Source organism: Chryseobacterium indologenes (assembly GCF_002025665.1).
Lineage (GTDB): Bacteria > Bacteroidota > Bacteroidia > Flavobacteriales > Weeksellaceae > Chryseobacterium > Chryseobacterium metallicongregator.
Genome location: NZ_CP018786.1, coordinates 1185458 through 1202819 on the forward strand (window position 1 = coordinate 1185458; position 17362 = coordinate 1202819).

The window sequence follows — 17362 nt, forward strand, 5'->3', positions numbered from 1 at the left end:
AAATTTTTAATTCTGATGTAAAATTACACTGACTGGAAACCAGATTCCGGGAGACTTGGTGAAATGGAGGTTTCACTTGGTGAATAGTTTTTGAGCAGACTATATATATGTATATCTTTGTTTTATGAAAATGCTTAAACTCTTTACGACCTTTTTACTTGTGCTTTTGGGAAATATAATCTATTCCCAAACCACTACTAACAGCCCTGCTGCTGTGGAAGAAGTACAGGTAGAAACGAAGAAGCTGAAAAAAGCAATGGACAAGAAAAATGAACCTGCCCAGGCGGATTCTTATTATAATATCGGAGAAACATTCTTCAATGGCGGAAACTTTGCGAAAAGTGAAGAATATTATACAAAAGCCAAAAAGCTGTATGAAAAGCTTAACGACAAACCCAATATTGAAAAAGCTACCCGAAGATTAGCCCAGTCACAGGAAAAGCAGAATAAAATAACGCCTGCGATCAGCAATTACAGCATGGCAGCGCAAGTGAGTTACAGTGAAAAAAGCAAAGCTGTCAATGCTAATGATGTGGCAAGACTTTCTTCTCCCACACCGGAGCTTAAAGCAGAAGCCATCCAGAATAATATCAATCTGACCAAAAAAGAAAACGAACAAGGCGATCTTGCAGAAAGTTACAGCCAGCTTGCAGATGTTAATTTGAAACAGAAAGACGTTTCCAGCGCCGAAGAAAACCTGAATACAGCCTATAAAATTTCTAAAAAAGAAGCTCCTCAGCAAGCCCTTGCCATTAATCAGAAACTGGCAGATCTTTATGTGGAAAATAAGAATTTTGAAAAAGCTATTGAAGCCAAAAAGAAAGTTCTGAAGGAGGATTTTGTGAAAGAAAATTCTCAGGAGAAAGTCAACCAGATTCAGGAATTGGCCGATATCTATATTAAAAAGAATGATCCTAAAGAAGCTGTGGACCTTTTGAAAAATGCCTACGGAATTGCTTTGGACAAAGGTCATACGCTGGAAGCACAGAGAAGTGTAAAAAAACTGGATAGCCTTTATGCGATTTCAGGAAATGTGGATGCTTCAGTTCAATTGTACAGAGATTTTTTGGGAAAACTTCCGAATCTTGTTTCCAAAGATAGAAGTCTTGTTGATAATAAAATTCTGGAAGACACAGAACAGCGAATCTCACAGCTGGAAAAAGAAAAAGAACTTAAAGACGAGCTTATACGAAAGAAAAATGTGTTTAATTATGGACTGATCGGAGCTTTGATTCTGTTGACAGGATTAATCATTTTCATTTTCAGAACCCTGAAAAAGGTTCAGACTAAAAATAAGAAAATTGCCCTTCAGTCGTTGCGTCGTGAGATGAATCCTCATTTTATCTTTAACAGTTTGAATAGTGTCAACCACTTTATAGCAACCAATAATGAACTGGAAGCCAATCAGTATCTTACAAAATTTTCGAAGCTGATGCGTGGTGTAATGGAAAATTCCACTGAAGATTTTATTCCCTTTCAGCAGGAACTGGATCTCCTTCAGAATTATCTTGCCCTTGAGAAAACACGTTTTGCAGATAAATTCGATTATGAAATTGAAGTAGATGAAAGCCTGAATATGCAAAACCTTCATGTTCCGGGAATGCTGATACAGCCGTTTCTGGAAAATGCTGTATGGCACGGACTCCGCTACAGAACTGATAAAGGATTTTTAAAACTAAGCTTTGAAAAAAATGAATCACATCTGAACATCCTTATTGAAGACAACGGAATAGGTATTGAAGAAAGTAAAAAGCAGAAAACCCAGCACCAAAAAACGAGAGAGGGCAGAGGAATGAAAAATACGCTGGAAAGAATTCAGCTTCTGAATGATCTTTACAAAAAAGAGATCACCTGCTCCGTAAAGGATCAGGAAAATAACAGTGGTGTTTTGGTAACCATCCAGATTAATCTGAAGTAATTGAATCCAGATTGATCTGTGTTTTTATTTGATATATTTTTTCTCCAAAACAGAAAAATTCTTTTTGATATAGTTCAGTTCATAGTGGGCAGGAATGATTTCAGTACCTGAACGGTTAATAAAACCATACGTTCCCGTTATATTTTTTACAAGCGCCAGATCATCGGAATACTCACCGAATTTATTAATCTTGGAATATACAGGCTGGGTGATGATTCTTCCGCTTATATCTGAAATTCCATACGTTCCGGCATTGGTTTTTGTAAGTCTCCAGTTTTTATTGATCTTACTGATATCCTCTCTTTCTGAGATTTTCATCTGTGAAAAAGAAAAACTGAATACACTCATGCAGCAAAGAATTAGAAGTTTTGATTTCATATGATTTTGTCTGGTTTATTAATTTTAATCTCTAAAATAATTCTTTTGCATCTTTCTTGCAATAAAAATGACCAAAAGTATGGTTGGAGAACTTGTGTCGGCAAATTGTAAGGTTGATTAAATATTCCTAATTTGCACCTGCAACCTAATTATCTGCCACCTAAAATCTGATCTGATGAAAATAAAATCTGTAATTGTAGATGATGAGCTCATAGCAAGAGAAGTTTTACGAAGTTATCTTACCAAATACTGTCCGCAAGTGGAAATTTTGGGTGAAGCTGAAAATATTAAAGAAGCTGTTCCATTAATCGCTGAAAAGCGACCTCAGCTGGTATTTCTGGACGTAGAAATGCCTTTTGGAAATGCTTTTGATGTTCTGGAAGCTACCAAAGATTTCTCCTATGAAACTATTTTCATTACAGCATTTTCACAATATTCTTTGCAGGCTTTGAACAAGTCGGCAAGTTATTACATTCTAAAACCTATCGATATTCAGGAACTGATTCTTGCAGTCAATAAAGTGGCTGAAAGTCTTGAGAAAAAAGATGAACTCAACCGAAATAAGATCCTTCTTGAAAACCTGAAATTAAAACCTGAAAAGCAGCAATTGATTTTGCCAACTTTACAAGGGTTTGATGTGGTAAAAACAGAAGATATTGTAAGACTTCAGGCGGATGGAAATTTTACTCAGGTGTATCTTACAGACGGCTCAAAAAAGATGGTATGCCGTTTTCTGAAACATTTTGATGATCTTCTGGAAAATCCGTTTGTGAGGGTTCACCGTTCCCATATTATCAATACAGGTTTTGTAAAATCCTATCATAAAAGTGGAACAGTGATGCTGTCTGACGATACGGAAATTGAGGTTTCAGGAAGCTTTAAAGATAATTTCCTGAAAGTATTTTTATAGAATTTATTGTACCTTAACAGACTTAAGGCATTATTTTTGACGTTTTTATAACAACCACACAAAATCTTTCTGTCATGAAAACTATTCATAAAATTATACTTCCTGTTTCGTTAGGAGCATTGGGGCTTATCGTTTTCAATTCCTATTCTGTAAGGATTCCCAGAGGAGCATCTGCCGTAAAGAATTTTGATCTAAAAAAATACCTGGGCAGATGGTATGAGATCGCTCGTTTTGATTACAGGTTCGAGAAAAATATGGATAATGTTACTGCAGAGTATACAGAGAATCCGGATGGAACAGTTCAGGTCAGAAATAAAGGGTATGATTACGTTAAAAAAGTATGGAACGAATCAATCGGGGAAGCAAAATTTGTAAAAGACCCGACAGAAGCACGTCTTAAAGTTTCATTTTTTAAACCGATATGGGCGGGTTATAACATCATAGATATTGATGAAGACTATCAGTATGCTCTGGTAGCTGGAAGCAGTTTAAAATATTTATGGATACTTTCCCGTACTCCCAATATTCCTGAAAGTATTCGTCAGCGTTTCATTCAGAAAGCAAAAAAAATCGGCTATAACACCGAAGAACTGATCTGGGTAAAGCATAATTAATAAAAAACAAAATCGCAAAAGGGTCAATTTGTAAATCAGCCATTTTGCGATTTTATCTTTTCATTATTAGCTATTAATGTATTCTTTCCATTCTTCAAAACGGTGATCAATAACCTGTTTCATCAGATCGTAGTTTTCGTAGGTATCTTCGATGTGATAAAATGTCTCATATTCATAGTCACTTTCTTCAGCTTTAGCATCAAAAATATTCACATAATCATCAGCAAATGAGCTGTAGCGGTTACCGAAATCTGTGTCATCTGCATAATAGTCTTTGGCAAAAAGATTTCCCAGTTCATTCAGATCATATTCAGAAAATTTTCCGTCGCAGGTATCCATGACAAACTCTGCCCCGGTCATCTCTCTTCGTTTTACTTTTTCTATTTCTTCTGCAGCATCTTCTTTCAGTTCTTCGGAAATCAGATCGTTATGGATACACCAGTTCAGGAACATTCCTGTATGTGTTGCCCCATTTTTCTGAGGAAGTCCTTCCGGAAAATCACCACCATAATGCCATGAAGCATCATCATATTTAGACATAATTTGTATTGTAGTTTTTGATAATTCAGGCAAAAATAGAAAAAATCAATTTATATTGCCGCTGCCACAGAATTTTCCGTCATTTGCATAGAATTTTTTTCAACAAAAAAACATATGGAAAAAGCTGTTCTGATTACTATCGGTGATGAAATCCTTTCCGGAAATACGGTAGATACCAATTCTAACTTTATTGCTACCGAACTTAAAAATATAGGAATAAAAGTTACTCAGATTCTTACGATCTCAGACGAAATTGAAACCATTAAAAATACATTGAGCACGGCCTTTGAAACTGGCGATTTAGTTATTACAACAGGAGGGCTCGGGCCAACAAGAGATGATAAAACCAAAAAGGCACTGGCTGAATATTTCAATGATGAAATTGCCTTGGATGAGGTAACCTTCAATCATTTGAAAGGCTATATGGAAAGAAGAGGACGGGCAGATATTCTTGAAAGAAACAAAGAACAGGCTTTTGTACCTACCAAATCCATCGTTTTTCAGAATCATTACGGAACGGCACCCTGTATGATGATGGAGCAGGATGGAAAACTATGCTACAGCCTTCCAGGTGTTCCTTATGAAGTGAAACCACTGATTAAGGATCAGATTATTCCTTATTTACAAAAAAGATTCAGTCTTCATTATATCCATACCAGAATTGTTTCTGTAGTGGGAATTCCTGAGAGTATTCTTGCAGACAAGATCGAAGACTGGGAACTGGCACTTCCGGAAAATATTGCATTATCTTATCTTCCGGTAGGAACACGAGTGAAGCTTCGTCTGACGGCTTCCGGTGAGAATGAAGAACAGTTGAAGCAGAGAACGGAAGAAGAAATTCAAAAATTGCTGCCTTTGGTAGAAGGTCACGTCATTGCAGTATCTGAAGATAAAATCGAGAATATTCTGGCAGAAATGCTTACGGAAAGGAATCTGACAATTTCTACAGCAGAGAGTTGTACAGGAGGCGAGCTGGCCAAAATGATCACTTCGGTTTCCGGAAGCTCAAAATATTTTCTGGGCGGAATGGTGGCTTATGCTACAGATAAAAAGATTAAAATTTTAAATGTTTCCAGAGAAACCGTTGATGAGTTCACAGTAGTGAGCGAGCAGGTGGCCCAGGAAATGGCAAAAGGCTGTCAGCAATTGTTTGAAACCCATATTTCCCTTTCTACAACCGGTGTTGCAGGACCTGGAAAAGGAGAAGATGGTAAAGATGTAGGAACGGTTTACTACACGATCAGAATCAATGATCAGGAAGTAACCTCCAAATTATATATGCCTCATCTGGAAAGAGTAGACTTTATGGATTTTGTTTCCCAAAAGGTGATTCAGGATTTGGTAAGCCTTCTTGTAAACAGTTAAATATGAGCGTGTTTTTTTAATTTTTTTTTAATTAATTTTTGTACAGTTTTTCACGCTTTTTGAAAGCCCTACAATAAATTTCAAAAATCGTGGAAAATTCCAAACAGATTTTTCAGACCAGCAGCAAAAAACGCTGGAAAAGTGTACAATGGGGAAGCCGTGTTTTTATTTTTATAGGAATACTGCTTCTGCTTGCTTTAGGTCTGATGATGACTCTGGACAGAAGTCCTAAAATACCTTTTAAAGAAGATTATAAAGCGGTAATTACAGCCAATAAACCTTATCTTCAGGAGAATAAGATTTCCAAAGAATATAAAGGCTTCAGAAGCTTTATCTCCGAAAAAACAATCCATACCAGCCTCGACAAAATTGAGAAGGCAAGAGCAGAAAGATATCAGAATCAAAATCGAAACTGGGCTCAGTTTCCGGGAGGAATCCGTTCTGCATTTTATGTAGCCTGGGATCCTCAGTCACTGATGTCTTTGAAAAGAAATATCAGACACGTCAATCTTGTTTTCCCTGAATGGTTTTTCCTTGATCCCAAAACGGGTGACCTGAAAACCAATGTAGATCCGGAAGGATATAAAGTGATCAAAAGAACAGGGGTTGCCGCAATGCCGATGTTGAGTAATAACTCAGACAGAGAATTCCGCTCCGAAGGGCTGGTGAAAGTTCTTAATGATCCACAAAAAAGAACCCATCTGATTCAAAAGATCACCCAGCAATGTAAAAAATATCATTTCAAAGGAATTAATATTGACTTTGAGGATATGAACCTGAATTCTGATGATAATCTGATTGCCTTTATGAAAGAACTTTCAGAGACCTTCAAAAAGAATCAGTTGCTGGTTACCATGGATATTATGACGGATAACGATGATTACAATATCCCAAGACTGAATCCTTATGTAGACTACTTTGTGCTGATGGCTTATGATGAGTATTCTGCAGGAAGTGATGCAGGTCCCGTTTCTTCTCAAAAATGGATTGAAGAGCAGGCGGGAAAAATTGTAAAACAAACCTCTCCTCAAAAGATTATTTTAGGGTTGGGAGCTTACGGTTACGACTGGAGTTCCAATAAGGATGATAATACCTCCGTTACTTACATGCAGGCGATTACAAAAGCAAGTGCCAGTAAAGCAGTTATTGATTTTAATGACAATACTTTTAATTTAAATTATTCTTATACCGATTCTAAAAATTTAACCCATACTGTATTTTTCAATGACGCTGCTTCTATTTTCAACACAATGCGTTTCTCTTCAGAATATCCTCTGGCCGGAACAGCGCTTTGGAGACTGGGAAGTGAAGACAGCAGAGTCTGGAATTTTTATGATAAAGACCTTACGTTTGCAGGACTTTCCAAAGTGAATTTGAAATCGCTTGAAAATGTAAAAGGGCAGACCATGGTGGATTACATCGGAGACGGAGAAGTACTGGATGTTCTGAACACCCCTCATGACGGAAAAATTGCACTGGAAATTGATCCGAAAGAGAAAATTATCACAGACGAAAATTATGTCACTTACCCAAGTTCTTATGAAGTAAAAAAATATGGAAGTGCTCCTCAGAAAGAGCTTGTTCTCACTTTTGATGATGGGCCGGATGAAACCTATACACCACAGGTGTTGGATATTCTGTCCAAGTACCACGTTCCGGCAGCTTTCTTTTTAGTAGGACTCAATGCCGAAAAAAATCTTCCGCTTGTGAAGAGAATTTATCGCGAAGGACATGAAATAGGAAATCACACCTTTACTCACGAAAATGTAGCAAAAGTAAGCCCTGAAAGAGCATTGTTGGAAATGAAGCTTACAAGACTTCTTATCGAATGTATTACAGGGCACAGCACAATTTTGTTCAGAGCTCCCTATAACGCAGACTCTGAGCCTACCACTTCAGAAGAGATTATTCCGGTAGCTTTGGCAAGACAGCAAAACTATCTTGATATCGGGGAAAATATAGACCCTGAAGACTGGCAGCCGGGAATAAAAGCAGATGAAATTGTAAAACGTGTAATGGCTGGAATCAAGCAGCAGAGAGGAAATATCATTCTTCTTCATGATGCAGGCGGAGATACCAGAGAAGAAACGGTAAAAGCTTTAAAAATTCTGATCCCGACTCTTCAGAAACAAGGCTATCATTTTACGAACCTAACGAATATTCTGCACAAAAGCAGAAGCGAGCTGATGCCTGAGGTTCCTAAAACGAGATCGTATTATATCATGCAACTGAACCTTGTGTTGGCAACGGTTATCTATGGAATAAGCCACTTCCTGGTTGCCTTGTTTACTATTTTCATTGTGCTGGGACTGATCAGACTATTGCTGATGGCGTACTGGGCTTTTAAAGAAAGAAAAAAAGAAAAAAAACTGGGAGGATTTCCGGTGTTGGAATCCTATCCGAAAATTTCCATCATAGTTCCTGCTTACAATGAAGAAGTGAATATTGTTTCTTCCCTGCAGAATTTATTGAAACAGACTTACCCTAATTTTAATATCATTATGGTAGATGACGGAAGTAAAGACTCTACTTATGAAAAAGCATTGGAAGCATTTCCGGATCATCCGAAACTGAAAATCTTTACCAAAGGAAACGGTGGGAAAGCCACTGCATTGAATTTTGGGATATCTCAGACGGATGCGGAATATGTAGTATGTATTGATGCCGATACCAAATTACAGCAGGATGCCGTGAAATATCTTATTGCAAGATTTTTAAACTCAAGTGCGGAAGAAAAAATTGCAGCCGTAGCAGGAAATGTAAAAGTAGGAAACATAGTCAACTGGCTTACCAGATGGCAGGCTATAGAATATACAACAAGTCAGAATTTTGACAGACTGGCGTATGCTCATATCAATGCTATTACGGTTATTCCGGGAGCTATCGGAGCATTTAAAAGATCTGTAATTATTGAAGCTGGAGGTTATTCATCCGATACTCTGGCAGAAGATTGTGATATTACGGTGAAAATATTAAAAGCCGGCTATACCGTAGCGAACGAAAACAGAGCAATAGCAGTAACGGAAGCTCCTGAAACTACGAAGCAGTTTTTAAAACAACGTTTCCGATGGACCTATGGAATCATGCAGATGTTCTGGAAGCAGAGACAAACCTTCCTTAACCCCAAATATAAAGGATTGGGACTTTGGGCAATGCCAAATATTTTATTATTCCAATACATCATCCCATTTTTCTCACCATTGGCAGATGTGATTATGTTCTTTGGAATCCTGTCTGGAAACGGAGATAAAATATTCACCTATTATCTGATCTTTCTTTTGGTGGATGCCTCATTAGCATTAGTAGCATTTATCATGCAGCGGGAAAAACTGATCAATCTCCTGTATATTATTCCACAGAGATTCGGGTATAGATGGCTGATGTATATAGTATTGTTTAAAAGTTTAAGAAAAGCATTGAAAGGTGAAATGCAGTCCTGGGGATTCCTGAAAAGAACCGGGAATGTAAAAGAGATCGCAACTTCTTAATGAGGTTGGAGGCTGGAAGAGTGAGGCTGGAGGTTGTTTTCTCAGTTATCATTTTTTTACGATTCTTATAACTTCCAGCTTCTACCTCCTATTGTCCGATTTATCCAGTAAAGATTTGGACTAAAAAAATATGATCATGTAGCTGGAGCCTGTTTTATGACTTTAATAACTTCCGGCTTCCTATTCCCACCTTCCCATTTGTAATACTTTCATGTTATTTATTTAAATTTGTTTTCATATTAAAGTAACAAATACGAAATAAATCATACATATTCTAAAAATTGTTATCATAATGAAAAAAATAACGCTTTCTTTGTTTTTAATAGCAGGGATCTGCACTCAAACTACGATGAGTGCACAAGCTAAAGCTGCTAAAGTAGCAGTGAATAACACAGACAAAGGTTTAGACCTTAGCTTGATGGACACTTCGGTGCGCCCTCAGGATGATTTTTACAACTACGTAAGTGGAACTTGGATGAAAACAGCCAAAATTCCATCTGACAAACCAACTTGGGGAAGCTTCAACAAACTGGCTGAGGATACGGATAACAATTCCATGACAATCCTGAACTCTCTTCTGAAAGATAAATTTGCTGACGGAAGTGAAGGGAAAAAAATTCAGGATCTGTATGCTACTTATATGAACATGCAGAAGAGAAATGCTGACGGAATTAAACCAATCCAGGAAAACCTGAACAAGATTGATGCTATTAAAAATATGGCTGATCTTCAGAACTACCTTACTTCTGTAACGAAAGAAGGGGAAAACGTTTTCTACGGATGGGGAGTAGATGCAGACCTTAAAGATTCTAAAATGAATGCGGTTTACTTAGGTAATGCTTCTCTAGGTTTAGGAAGAGATTACTATCAGAAGGTAAATGAAAAAAATACTGAAGCTATTGCTGAATATCAGAAATATGTAGCTTCTATGCTAAAAGAATTAGGATACAAAAATGCTGATGAAGCAGCAAAAGGTATCGTTAATTATGAAAAGAGCATCGCACAAACTTACCTGACCAATGAGCAGAGCCGTGATAATACGCTTCAGTACAATCCTAAGACGATGGCTGAACTTTCTGCTTTGGTAAAAAATGTTGACCTTCCGGGTTATCTTAAAAAAGTAGGCGTAAATTCTGACAAAGTAATTATCAGCGAATTAGGATTCTATAAGAACTTCGATAAATTGGTAAACGCTCAGAATCTTCCTGTAATCAAAGATTATCTGAAATTCCACATGATCCACGGAAGTGCTTCTTACTTAAGTGAAAACTTAGGAAACATGAAGTTTGCTTTCTATGGTAAATACCTGAGAGGACAACAGGAACAAAGAGCTCTTAACAAAAGAGGATTTGAGTTGATTAATGGTTCTTTAGGAGAGGCTTTCGGAAAATTATATGTTGAGAAATATTTCCCTGCTGAAGCAAAAGCTCAGATGGTGGAATTGATCGACTACTTAAAGAAAAGTTTCGCTGTTCACATCAACAACTTATCTTGGATGTCTTCAACAACGAAGGAAAAAGCAATGCAGAAGCTGAACAAGTTCACTGTAAAAGTAGCTTATCCGGACAAATGGAAAGACTATTCAAAATTAAATATCGTTTCTGAAGCTAAAGGAGGAAATCTATATCAAAATCTTCAGAACATCGGTGAATGGCAGTACAACAAAGATTTGGCTAAAATCGGTAAGCCTGTAGATAAAACAGAATGGGGGATGACTCCACAGACTGTAAATGCATATTACAACCCGGTAAACAACGAGATTGTATTCCCTGCAGCGATCCTTCAGCCGCCATTCTTCAACCCTAAAGCTGATGCAGCTGTAAACTTCGGAGGTATTGGTGCAGTTATCGGTCACGAAATGAGCCACGGATTTGATGATTCAGGAGCACAGTTTGATGCAGACGGTAACTTAGTAGACTGGTGGACTCCGGAAGATAAAGCGAACTTCGAAAAAGCTACAAAAGCCCTTGCTTCTCAGTATGACAAATACGAGCCTGTAAAAGGAACTTTTGTAAATGGTACTTTCACAAACGGTGAAAACATCGCTGACTTAGGAGGAGTAAACATCGCTTATGACGCTCTTCAAATGTACTTAAAAGACAAAGGAAACCCAGGGAAAATCAGTGGATTCACTCAGGATCAGAGATTCTTCTTAAGCTGGGCAACCGTTTGGAGAACATTATCAAGTGAGAAATATATGGTGAATCAGGTGAAAACTGACCCACACTCTCCAGGATATTTCAGAAGTTTTGGTCCGCTTATCAACGTTGACGCTTTCTACAAAGCATTCGATGTGAAACAAGGAGACAAATTATACAAGACTCCGGAAGACAGAATCAAAATCTGGTAAAAATAACAACCGCTCAGCAATGGGCGGTTTTGTTTTTTTAGGTGGCGGGTGATGGGTAGTAGATGGTAGGTAATAGGGATTAGGGATTAGGGAAAATAGGTAATAAGTAATAAGGAACCGGAGGAATAATAGCTATAATAACGGCTTCCATCATTCCCCTCCCTCGGAGGGGTGTCAAAAATTCAAAGAATTTTTGACGGGGTGGTCTAACCCATAACACCAAACATTAAACTATGAACTTTAAATCTTAAACTTTTAACCCAAATCTTCAATTTTTCACCCATATATAAATATCATTCATAACATATCATTAAAGTTTGTATATTTGATAAGTTTGTGTAAAATCAAAAATTATCTTTAATGAAAAAGCTAAATATTGGAATACTTGCCCTTTCGGGAATTGTGTTTCTTAATTCGTGTGGAGCAGCTAAGACTGCAGGGACAGAGAATAAAAAAGAAGCTACAGCAAAAGTGGCTGAACCGGTAAAAGAAGAAGGGATTAATTTATCGTATATGGATACCAGTGTCCGTCCACAAGATGACTTTTTTAGCTATGTGAACGGCAATTGGGTGAAGACTACTCAGATTCCTTCCGATAAAGCAAACTGGGGTTCTTTCAATGCATTGAGAGAAAATGTGGATGATGCTTCATTAGATATCTTAAACAAAATTCTTACAGAATCATATCCTGCCGGATCAGAAGGACAGAAAATCCAGAATCTGTATGCCTCTTTTATGGATACCAATAAGAGAAATGCAGAAGGTCTGGCTCCTATCAAAGCTGATCTTGCTAAAGTAGATGCTATTAAAAGTCTTGGTGATCTTCAGAAATATCTTTTGGAAGCTACAAGATTAGGGGATAACTCTTTCTACGGATGGAGAGTAGGTGCTGATATGAAGAATTCCAATATGAATGCGGTATATCTTGGCGGTCCGGATTTAGGTCTGGGAAGAGATTACTATCAGAAAGTAAACGATGCCAATACTAAAACACTGGCGGAATATCAAGCCTATGTTGGAAAGTTATTCGGAGTTTTAGGATATAAAAATACTACTCAGGCTGCACAAAATGTAGTTGACTTTGAAAAACAGCTAGCCAATTATTTATTGACTCTTGAGCAAAACAGAGATGCTAATTTAAGATACAACCCTAAAAATGTATCAGAATTATCCGGTCTTGTTAAAAATGTAGATCTTGCAAAATATCTGAAAGATGCTGGCGTAAATACAGACCGAGTGATCATCGGTGAACTGAAATACTACCAGAATATGGATCAGTTCATTACCCAGAAAAACCTTCCTTTACTGAAAGATTATCTGAAATACCATATCATCAACGGAAATGCGAGCAATCTGGATGACAGTTTAGAGCAGATCAGATTTGATTTCTATGCTAAATATCTACAAGGGCAGAAAGAACAGCGTCCAATGAACAAAAGAGGGCTTACCCTTGTCAATGGTGTTCTTGGTGAAGCTTTCGGAAAACTGTATGTAGACAAATATTTCACTCCTGAAGCTAAGAAGCAGATGGAAACGTATATTGATTATCTTTTAAAATCATTCAAAACACACATCGCAAACATAGACTGGATGTCTCCTGAAACCAAAGTAAAAGCTCAGGAAAAGCTATCTAAGTTTACCGTGAAAATTGCTTATCCGGATAAATGGAAAGATTATACTCAGTTGAAAGTAGAATCACCAAAAGAAGGTGCTACCCTATATTCTAATCTTCAGAATGTTGCTGCATGGCAGTATCAGAGAAGTTTAGATAAAGTAGGAAAACCTGTTGACAAAACAGAATGGGGAATGTCACCTCAAACTGTAAATGCTTATTACAGCGGATCAAACAACGAAATTGTATTCCCTGCAGCCATTCTTCAGCCACCTTTCTATAATCCTTTAGCGGATGCAGCAGTAAACTTCGGAGGTATTGGTGCCGTTATTGGTCACGAAATTTCTCACGGATTTGATGACAGTGGTTCACGTTTCGATGGAGATGGTAACCTAAACAACTGGTGGACAGATGCTGACCGTAAAAACTTTGATGCAAAAGTAGGTCAGTTAGCCGCTCAGTACAGTGCTTATGAACCTGTAAAAGGAAGCTTTGTAAACGGTAAATTCACAAGTGGTGAAAACATCGGAGACTTAGGTGGTGTAGCAGTGGCTTACGATGCCCTTCAGATGTATTTAAAAGATAAAGGAAACCCAGGAAAGATCAGCGGATTCACTCAGGATCAGAGATTCTTCATGAGCTGGGCTACTGTCTGGAGAACTAAAGCTACCGATCAGTATATGATTAATCAGGTGAAAACAGACCCGCACTCTCCTGGAATGTTCAGAGCCTTTGGTCCATTGGTCAATCAGGACTCATTCATCAAAGCATTTGATATCAAACCGGGAGACAAATTGTATAAAGCTCCTCAGGACAGAATAAAAATCTGGTAATTTTACCCGAAATTGTTAGAAAAGAAAGAATCCGCCTCAATATGAGACGGATTCTTTTTTAATATTCTTTCTTATAATTCCGGAGAACAAACTTTATTCCGGTTTCCATTATGTCTCCCATCGTTTTACAATACTTGAAATTGATATCGTAGGTAAGTTTTTGTAGAGCGGTCCTTAGTTCTATGACATTGGCTTCTGGTGCAAGATTGTCTTTTTTCATAATAGAAATGAGTTCATCAAATCTGTTTTGACTGCTGGTTACTCTTTTTACAATTTGTGAACGTACCTCCTTGCGGTATTGCTCTATAGAACTTGGCTTCAGTTTTTCCAATACCATGGTCACCATTTGATTGTTTTCTTTGAAATACTGTGGAAGATAAACTTTCAGATTTCCCTCATACGTTTGCTGGTCAAAATCGATAGGGCGGATTCTGTAAATAACCTGGTCGAAATCATGGATGGGAATCACCACATAATTATAAGAACGCATGTCACCAAGAAGTCCAATGAGACAACGCTCATTAAATTTCACAAATTCTTTGGAAATCTGCGCCTTTTCAAGATCTGAACAGTTGGATAAATGTTTCTGAATAAAAACATCTCCGGGAATTCCTAAAATATGTTCCTCTATCAAAGTATTTTTATACACCAGAAAATTAATCCGGTTAGGAGAAAGCAGATCTTCAAGCTCCAATCCGAATATCCGGGAAGCATCGGCCTGTTTAATATAAAAATAAGTATAATTATCATTCAGTACATTTCTCACCCTAATTCTGAAAGGTTTAGAATTTCCGAAAGTACAAAAGTCGATGGTGTCCACTTTCAGGTAGGGTAAAGTAGCGGTATCTCCATCAGAATGAAGAAGGGTATAAATTTTATTTAAATTGGCCTCTATTTCTTTAAACTCATATTCAGAATACAGCACCCCAAGCCATAAAGTGTCTTTGCCATCTTTATCCAGAATTCTCACACTGTCACTAAACCTTAAAAGGTCTTCATACAGAAACTTAATCTTGGTAGTTCTGTTATATTTTTCCAAATATTGTTGTAATGCTTCTGAAACTGGAAATATCGGTTTTCTGAACGCTATTTTTACATCTTTCATGACACTGTTCACTTTGTTTAAATATAAAGAATATTTTTTTGTGAAATTTTAGGAATTCTCATTTTAACATTCATCAGGTATCTTTATAAAAGAGTAGAGTGAACAAAAATTTTATTTTATTTTTCTTGGAAGACTTTATTTATTTTTTCATAGCTTAGTGATATCGTAATATGGTGATTTTATGTTGAATAAATGTAAATAGATTTAGATGATTCAAGAAAAATCTTAGTAAAATTTTGTATGTTACAGTTTTTTTTTAAATTTAAACATTGGATTGGTAATTTATTTGATTCATCGGTAAATTATTCAAAGACAGATCCAAACCAAAATAGTAAATCTCAAAATAACAATAATATGGCAATGTTTAATTATGGTGTTGGCGGAAACGAGGTAAAAGTAGACGCTAATGAAGCTATTCAGGAAATACAGGAAAATAAATCACTGATAGTAAGCCAACTTACAACAGACGAGTCTTATACCCCTGAAATCGTAACAGGATTAAAAACAGTGGAAGACGTTTTCAAACATTTTCAGCCTTCAGTATCGGTACAACACGAAACAGAAGATGGTGGAATGGTAGAAGAGGAATTCCGTTTTCAAAACCTTGGAGACTTTACCCCTAAAAGCCTTACTCAGAAGTCAGATTATCTGCAGCAATTGAGCATGGAACAGGAGCAGTACAATAAAATCGTACGTCAGCTGAAAACAAACAAAATTCTACGCAATATGCTGGAGAACGATCAGACAAGAGCAGCGTTCATAGAAGTATTGAAAGAAGTGGCACAAGAACTTGAAAAATAATTAAAGACTTACATTAAATCATGGATAGCAAATTACAGGCACAAGAAAGCCAGCAGCAGGGGCAGCAGCAACACGCAGGGCAGCCGAAGGGTAACCCGCTTGCAGAGCTCAATAAAATGGGAGGATTTGGCTTTGTTGAATCCGTTGTAGACGGTATTGCCAATATGAACCCAACAAGAAAGGCAAGAAAAGAAATCTTCCTGAACGACAGCAATAAATCCGACGAAAGAAAAGAACTTCTTCAGAAGATCAATCTTTGGGTAAACCTTTTAGAAGGTAGCGAATCTGCAGATAAAATGGCCGATACTTGCAAGAGTAAAGCACAACAGGCCGACCAAAACCTAAAAACAAACTTAAAAAATACACTGGACGCTGTTCGTATGTTGGAAACCAACTACAGAACAGTAGCACAATTCTACAAAAATACAGAATTGGATAAAGTGGACAACGTAAGTATCGTCAATGCAAGCCTTGATCAGGTTTCTGATCTGGATAATCCTTTGTTCATTGATGCGATCTCAGAAGAATTCAAAAACTATTACGACCGTCTTGATCTTAGAGATAACTATTCAATCCTTGCAATACCAGGATATTTAGGATCAAATAAGGTCATTGAGAAATGGGCAAAAATCTGTAACGAAAACAAAGTAATGATGGTTACAGACTTCGCCAACCTTGATAAACCGGATGATGTGGTAGATTTATTTCACTCTGCAAACCTTACAGGAGGTGAGCTTCACAGAAGTAACGTTATTATGACGTGTAACTGGCTGGTAGGACGTGGTAAAGCTGAAGAAGTAGGGGAAGAAGAAAACGTAGAACTTCCACCTTCCACTTCATTAGCAGGAAAGATCCACAAAACACTGATGTCTCAGGTAGCAGCAGGTAAAAAGCACGGTAACATCAACGAAGTAGACGCTGTAAAATTCGAATTGAAAAAAAGTGAAATTTCTCAATTGGAAAAAATGGGTCTTGTACCAATGGTTAACGAATATGGAAAAATTATGGCTTTCTCGGCGAAGACCTTATTTACAGGAGACAATATTGGTCTTCAGACGTATTCCGTAGTTCGTGTATTCGACTATGTAACCAAGGTATTACTTGACTTCCTTAACAGAAGAGCTTTCGAAAACTGGAATGCTAAAAACGAAGACGATTTGAGAAGACAGATTGTAACGTTCCTTGACAATATCAAAGGACCGGACAAGTTGATCGAGAAATTCAAAATTGTTCGTTTCGAGCAGGATAGAGTAAACAAAGACAGAGTATGGCTGGATATCCGTATGACCCCTTATTTCCCTACAAAAAGTTTCGTTATTAAACTGGATGGACACAAAGGAGATGATGGTAACGAATGGGATGCAGAATACACTCAGGAGTAGCATAAACGTACTTTATATAACAAAAACCGATGCAATATTACATCGGTTTTTTTTCAACCAACACCT

General features: G+C 37.3%; 12 protein-coding genes. 9 read left to right on the forward strand and 3 right to left on the reverse strand.

Features of this window, described 5'->3' with window-relative positions:
• Window positions 1-124: 124 nt before the first annotated feature.
• Complete coding sequence (locus BUE84_RS05450; protein ID WP_079240807.1) at window positions 125-1918, forward strand: histidine kinase; 1794 nt, start codon at window positions 125-127, stop codon at window positions 1916-1918.
• Window positions 1919-1942: 24 nt separating this feature from the next.
• Here BUE84_RS05450 and BUE84_RS05455 read toward each other — a convergent pair whose 3' ends face one another.
• Window positions 1943-2296, reverse strand: coding sequence for a WG repeat-containing protein (locus BUE84_RS05455; protein WP_079240808.1), 354 nt, complete (start codon window positions 2294-2296; stop codon window positions 1943-1945).
• Window positions 2297-2471: 175 nt separating this feature from the next.
• On the opposite strand from BUE84_RS05455, the gene BUE84_RS05460 reads away from it, so the two are divergent.
• Both BUE84_RS05460 and BUE84_RS05465 read left to right on the forward strand, forming a co-directional pair.
• Window positions 2472-3206 carry a LytR/AlgR family response regulator transcription factor gene (locus BUE84_RS05460; RefSeq protein ID WP_079240809.1) on the forward strand — a complete coding sequence of 245 codons (735 nt, stop codon included), beginning with the start codon at window positions 2472-2474 and terminating at the stop codon, window positions 3204-3206.
• Window positions 3207-3280: 74 nt separating this feature from the next.
• Window positions 3281-3820, forward strand: coding sequence for a lipocalin family protein (locus tag BUE84_RS05465; protein ID WP_079240810.1), 540 nt, complete (start codon window positions 3281-3283; stop codon window positions 3818-3820).
• Between the two features lie 66 nt (window positions 3821-3886).
• On the opposite strand, the gene BUE84_RS05470 is transcribed toward BUE84_RS05465, so the two are convergent.
• Complete coding sequence (locus BUE84_RS05470) at window positions 3887-4360, reverse strand: hypothetical protein (RefSeq protein ID WP_079240811.1); 474 nt, start codon at window positions 4358-4360, stop codon at window positions 3887-3889.
• 114 nt (window positions 4361-4474) lie between these two features.
• On the opposite strand from BUE84_RS05470, the gene BUE84_RS05475 reads away from it, so the two are divergent.
• The 4 genes from BUE84_RS05475 (at window position 4475) to BUE84_RS05490 (ending at window position 14008) form a co-directional block, all read left to right on the forward strand.
• Window positions 4475-5725 carry a CinA family nicotinamide mononucleotide deamidase-related protein gene (locus BUE84_RS05475; protein ID WP_079240812.1) on the forward strand — a complete coding sequence of 417 codons (1251 nt, stop codon included), beginning with the start codon at window positions 4475-4477 and terminating at the stop codon, window positions 5723-5725.
• 89 nt (window positions 5726-5814) lie between these two features.
• Complete coding sequence (locus tag BUE84_RS05480; RefSeq protein WP_079240813.1) at window positions 5815-9213, forward strand: polysaccharide deacetylase family protein; 3399 nt, start codon at window positions 5815-5817, stop codon at window positions 9211-9213.
• A gap of 292 nt (window positions 9214-9505) precedes the next feature.
• Window positions 9506-11563, forward strand: coding sequence for a M13 family metallopeptidase (locus tag BUE84_RS05485; protein WP_079240814.1), 2058 nt, complete (start codon window positions 9506-9508; stop codon window positions 11561-11563).
• A 360-nt stretch (window positions 11564-11923) separates the two neighbouring features.
• On the forward strand, window positions 11924-14008 hold the full coding sequence (locus BUE84_RS05490) for a M13 family metallopeptidase (RefSeq protein WP_079240815.1): 2085 nt from the start codon (window positions 11924-11926) through the stop codon (window positions 14006-14008).
• 58 nt (window positions 14009-14066) lie between these two features.
• On the opposite strand, the gene BUE84_RS05495 is transcribed toward BUE84_RS05490, so the two are convergent.
• Window positions 14067-15113: a hypothetical protein gene (locus BUE84_RS05495; RefSeq protein ID WP_079240816.1), complete on the reverse strand. Its 1047-nt coding sequence runs from the start codon at window positions 15111-15113 to the stop codon at window positions 14067-14069.
• A 354-nt stretch (window positions 15114-15467) separates the two neighbouring features.
• Between BUE84_RS05495 and BUE84_RS05500 the strand changes: the two genes are divergently transcribed.
• Both BUE84_RS05500 and BUE84_RS05505 read left to right on the forward strand, forming a co-directional pair.
• A complete protein-coding gene (locus BUE84_RS05500) occupies window positions 15468-15914 on the forward strand; it encodes a type VI secretion system contractile sheath small subunit (RefSeq protein WP_034692320.1) in 447 nt (148 codons plus the stop codon).
• A 20-nt stretch (window positions 15915-15934) separates the two neighbouring features.
• Entirely contained in the window at window positions 15935-17296 is a 1362-nt protein-coding gene (locus tag BUE84_RS05505; RefSeq protein ID WP_034692114.1) for a DUF5458 family protein, read from the forward strand.
• Window positions 17297-17362 lie beyond the last annotated feature (66 nt).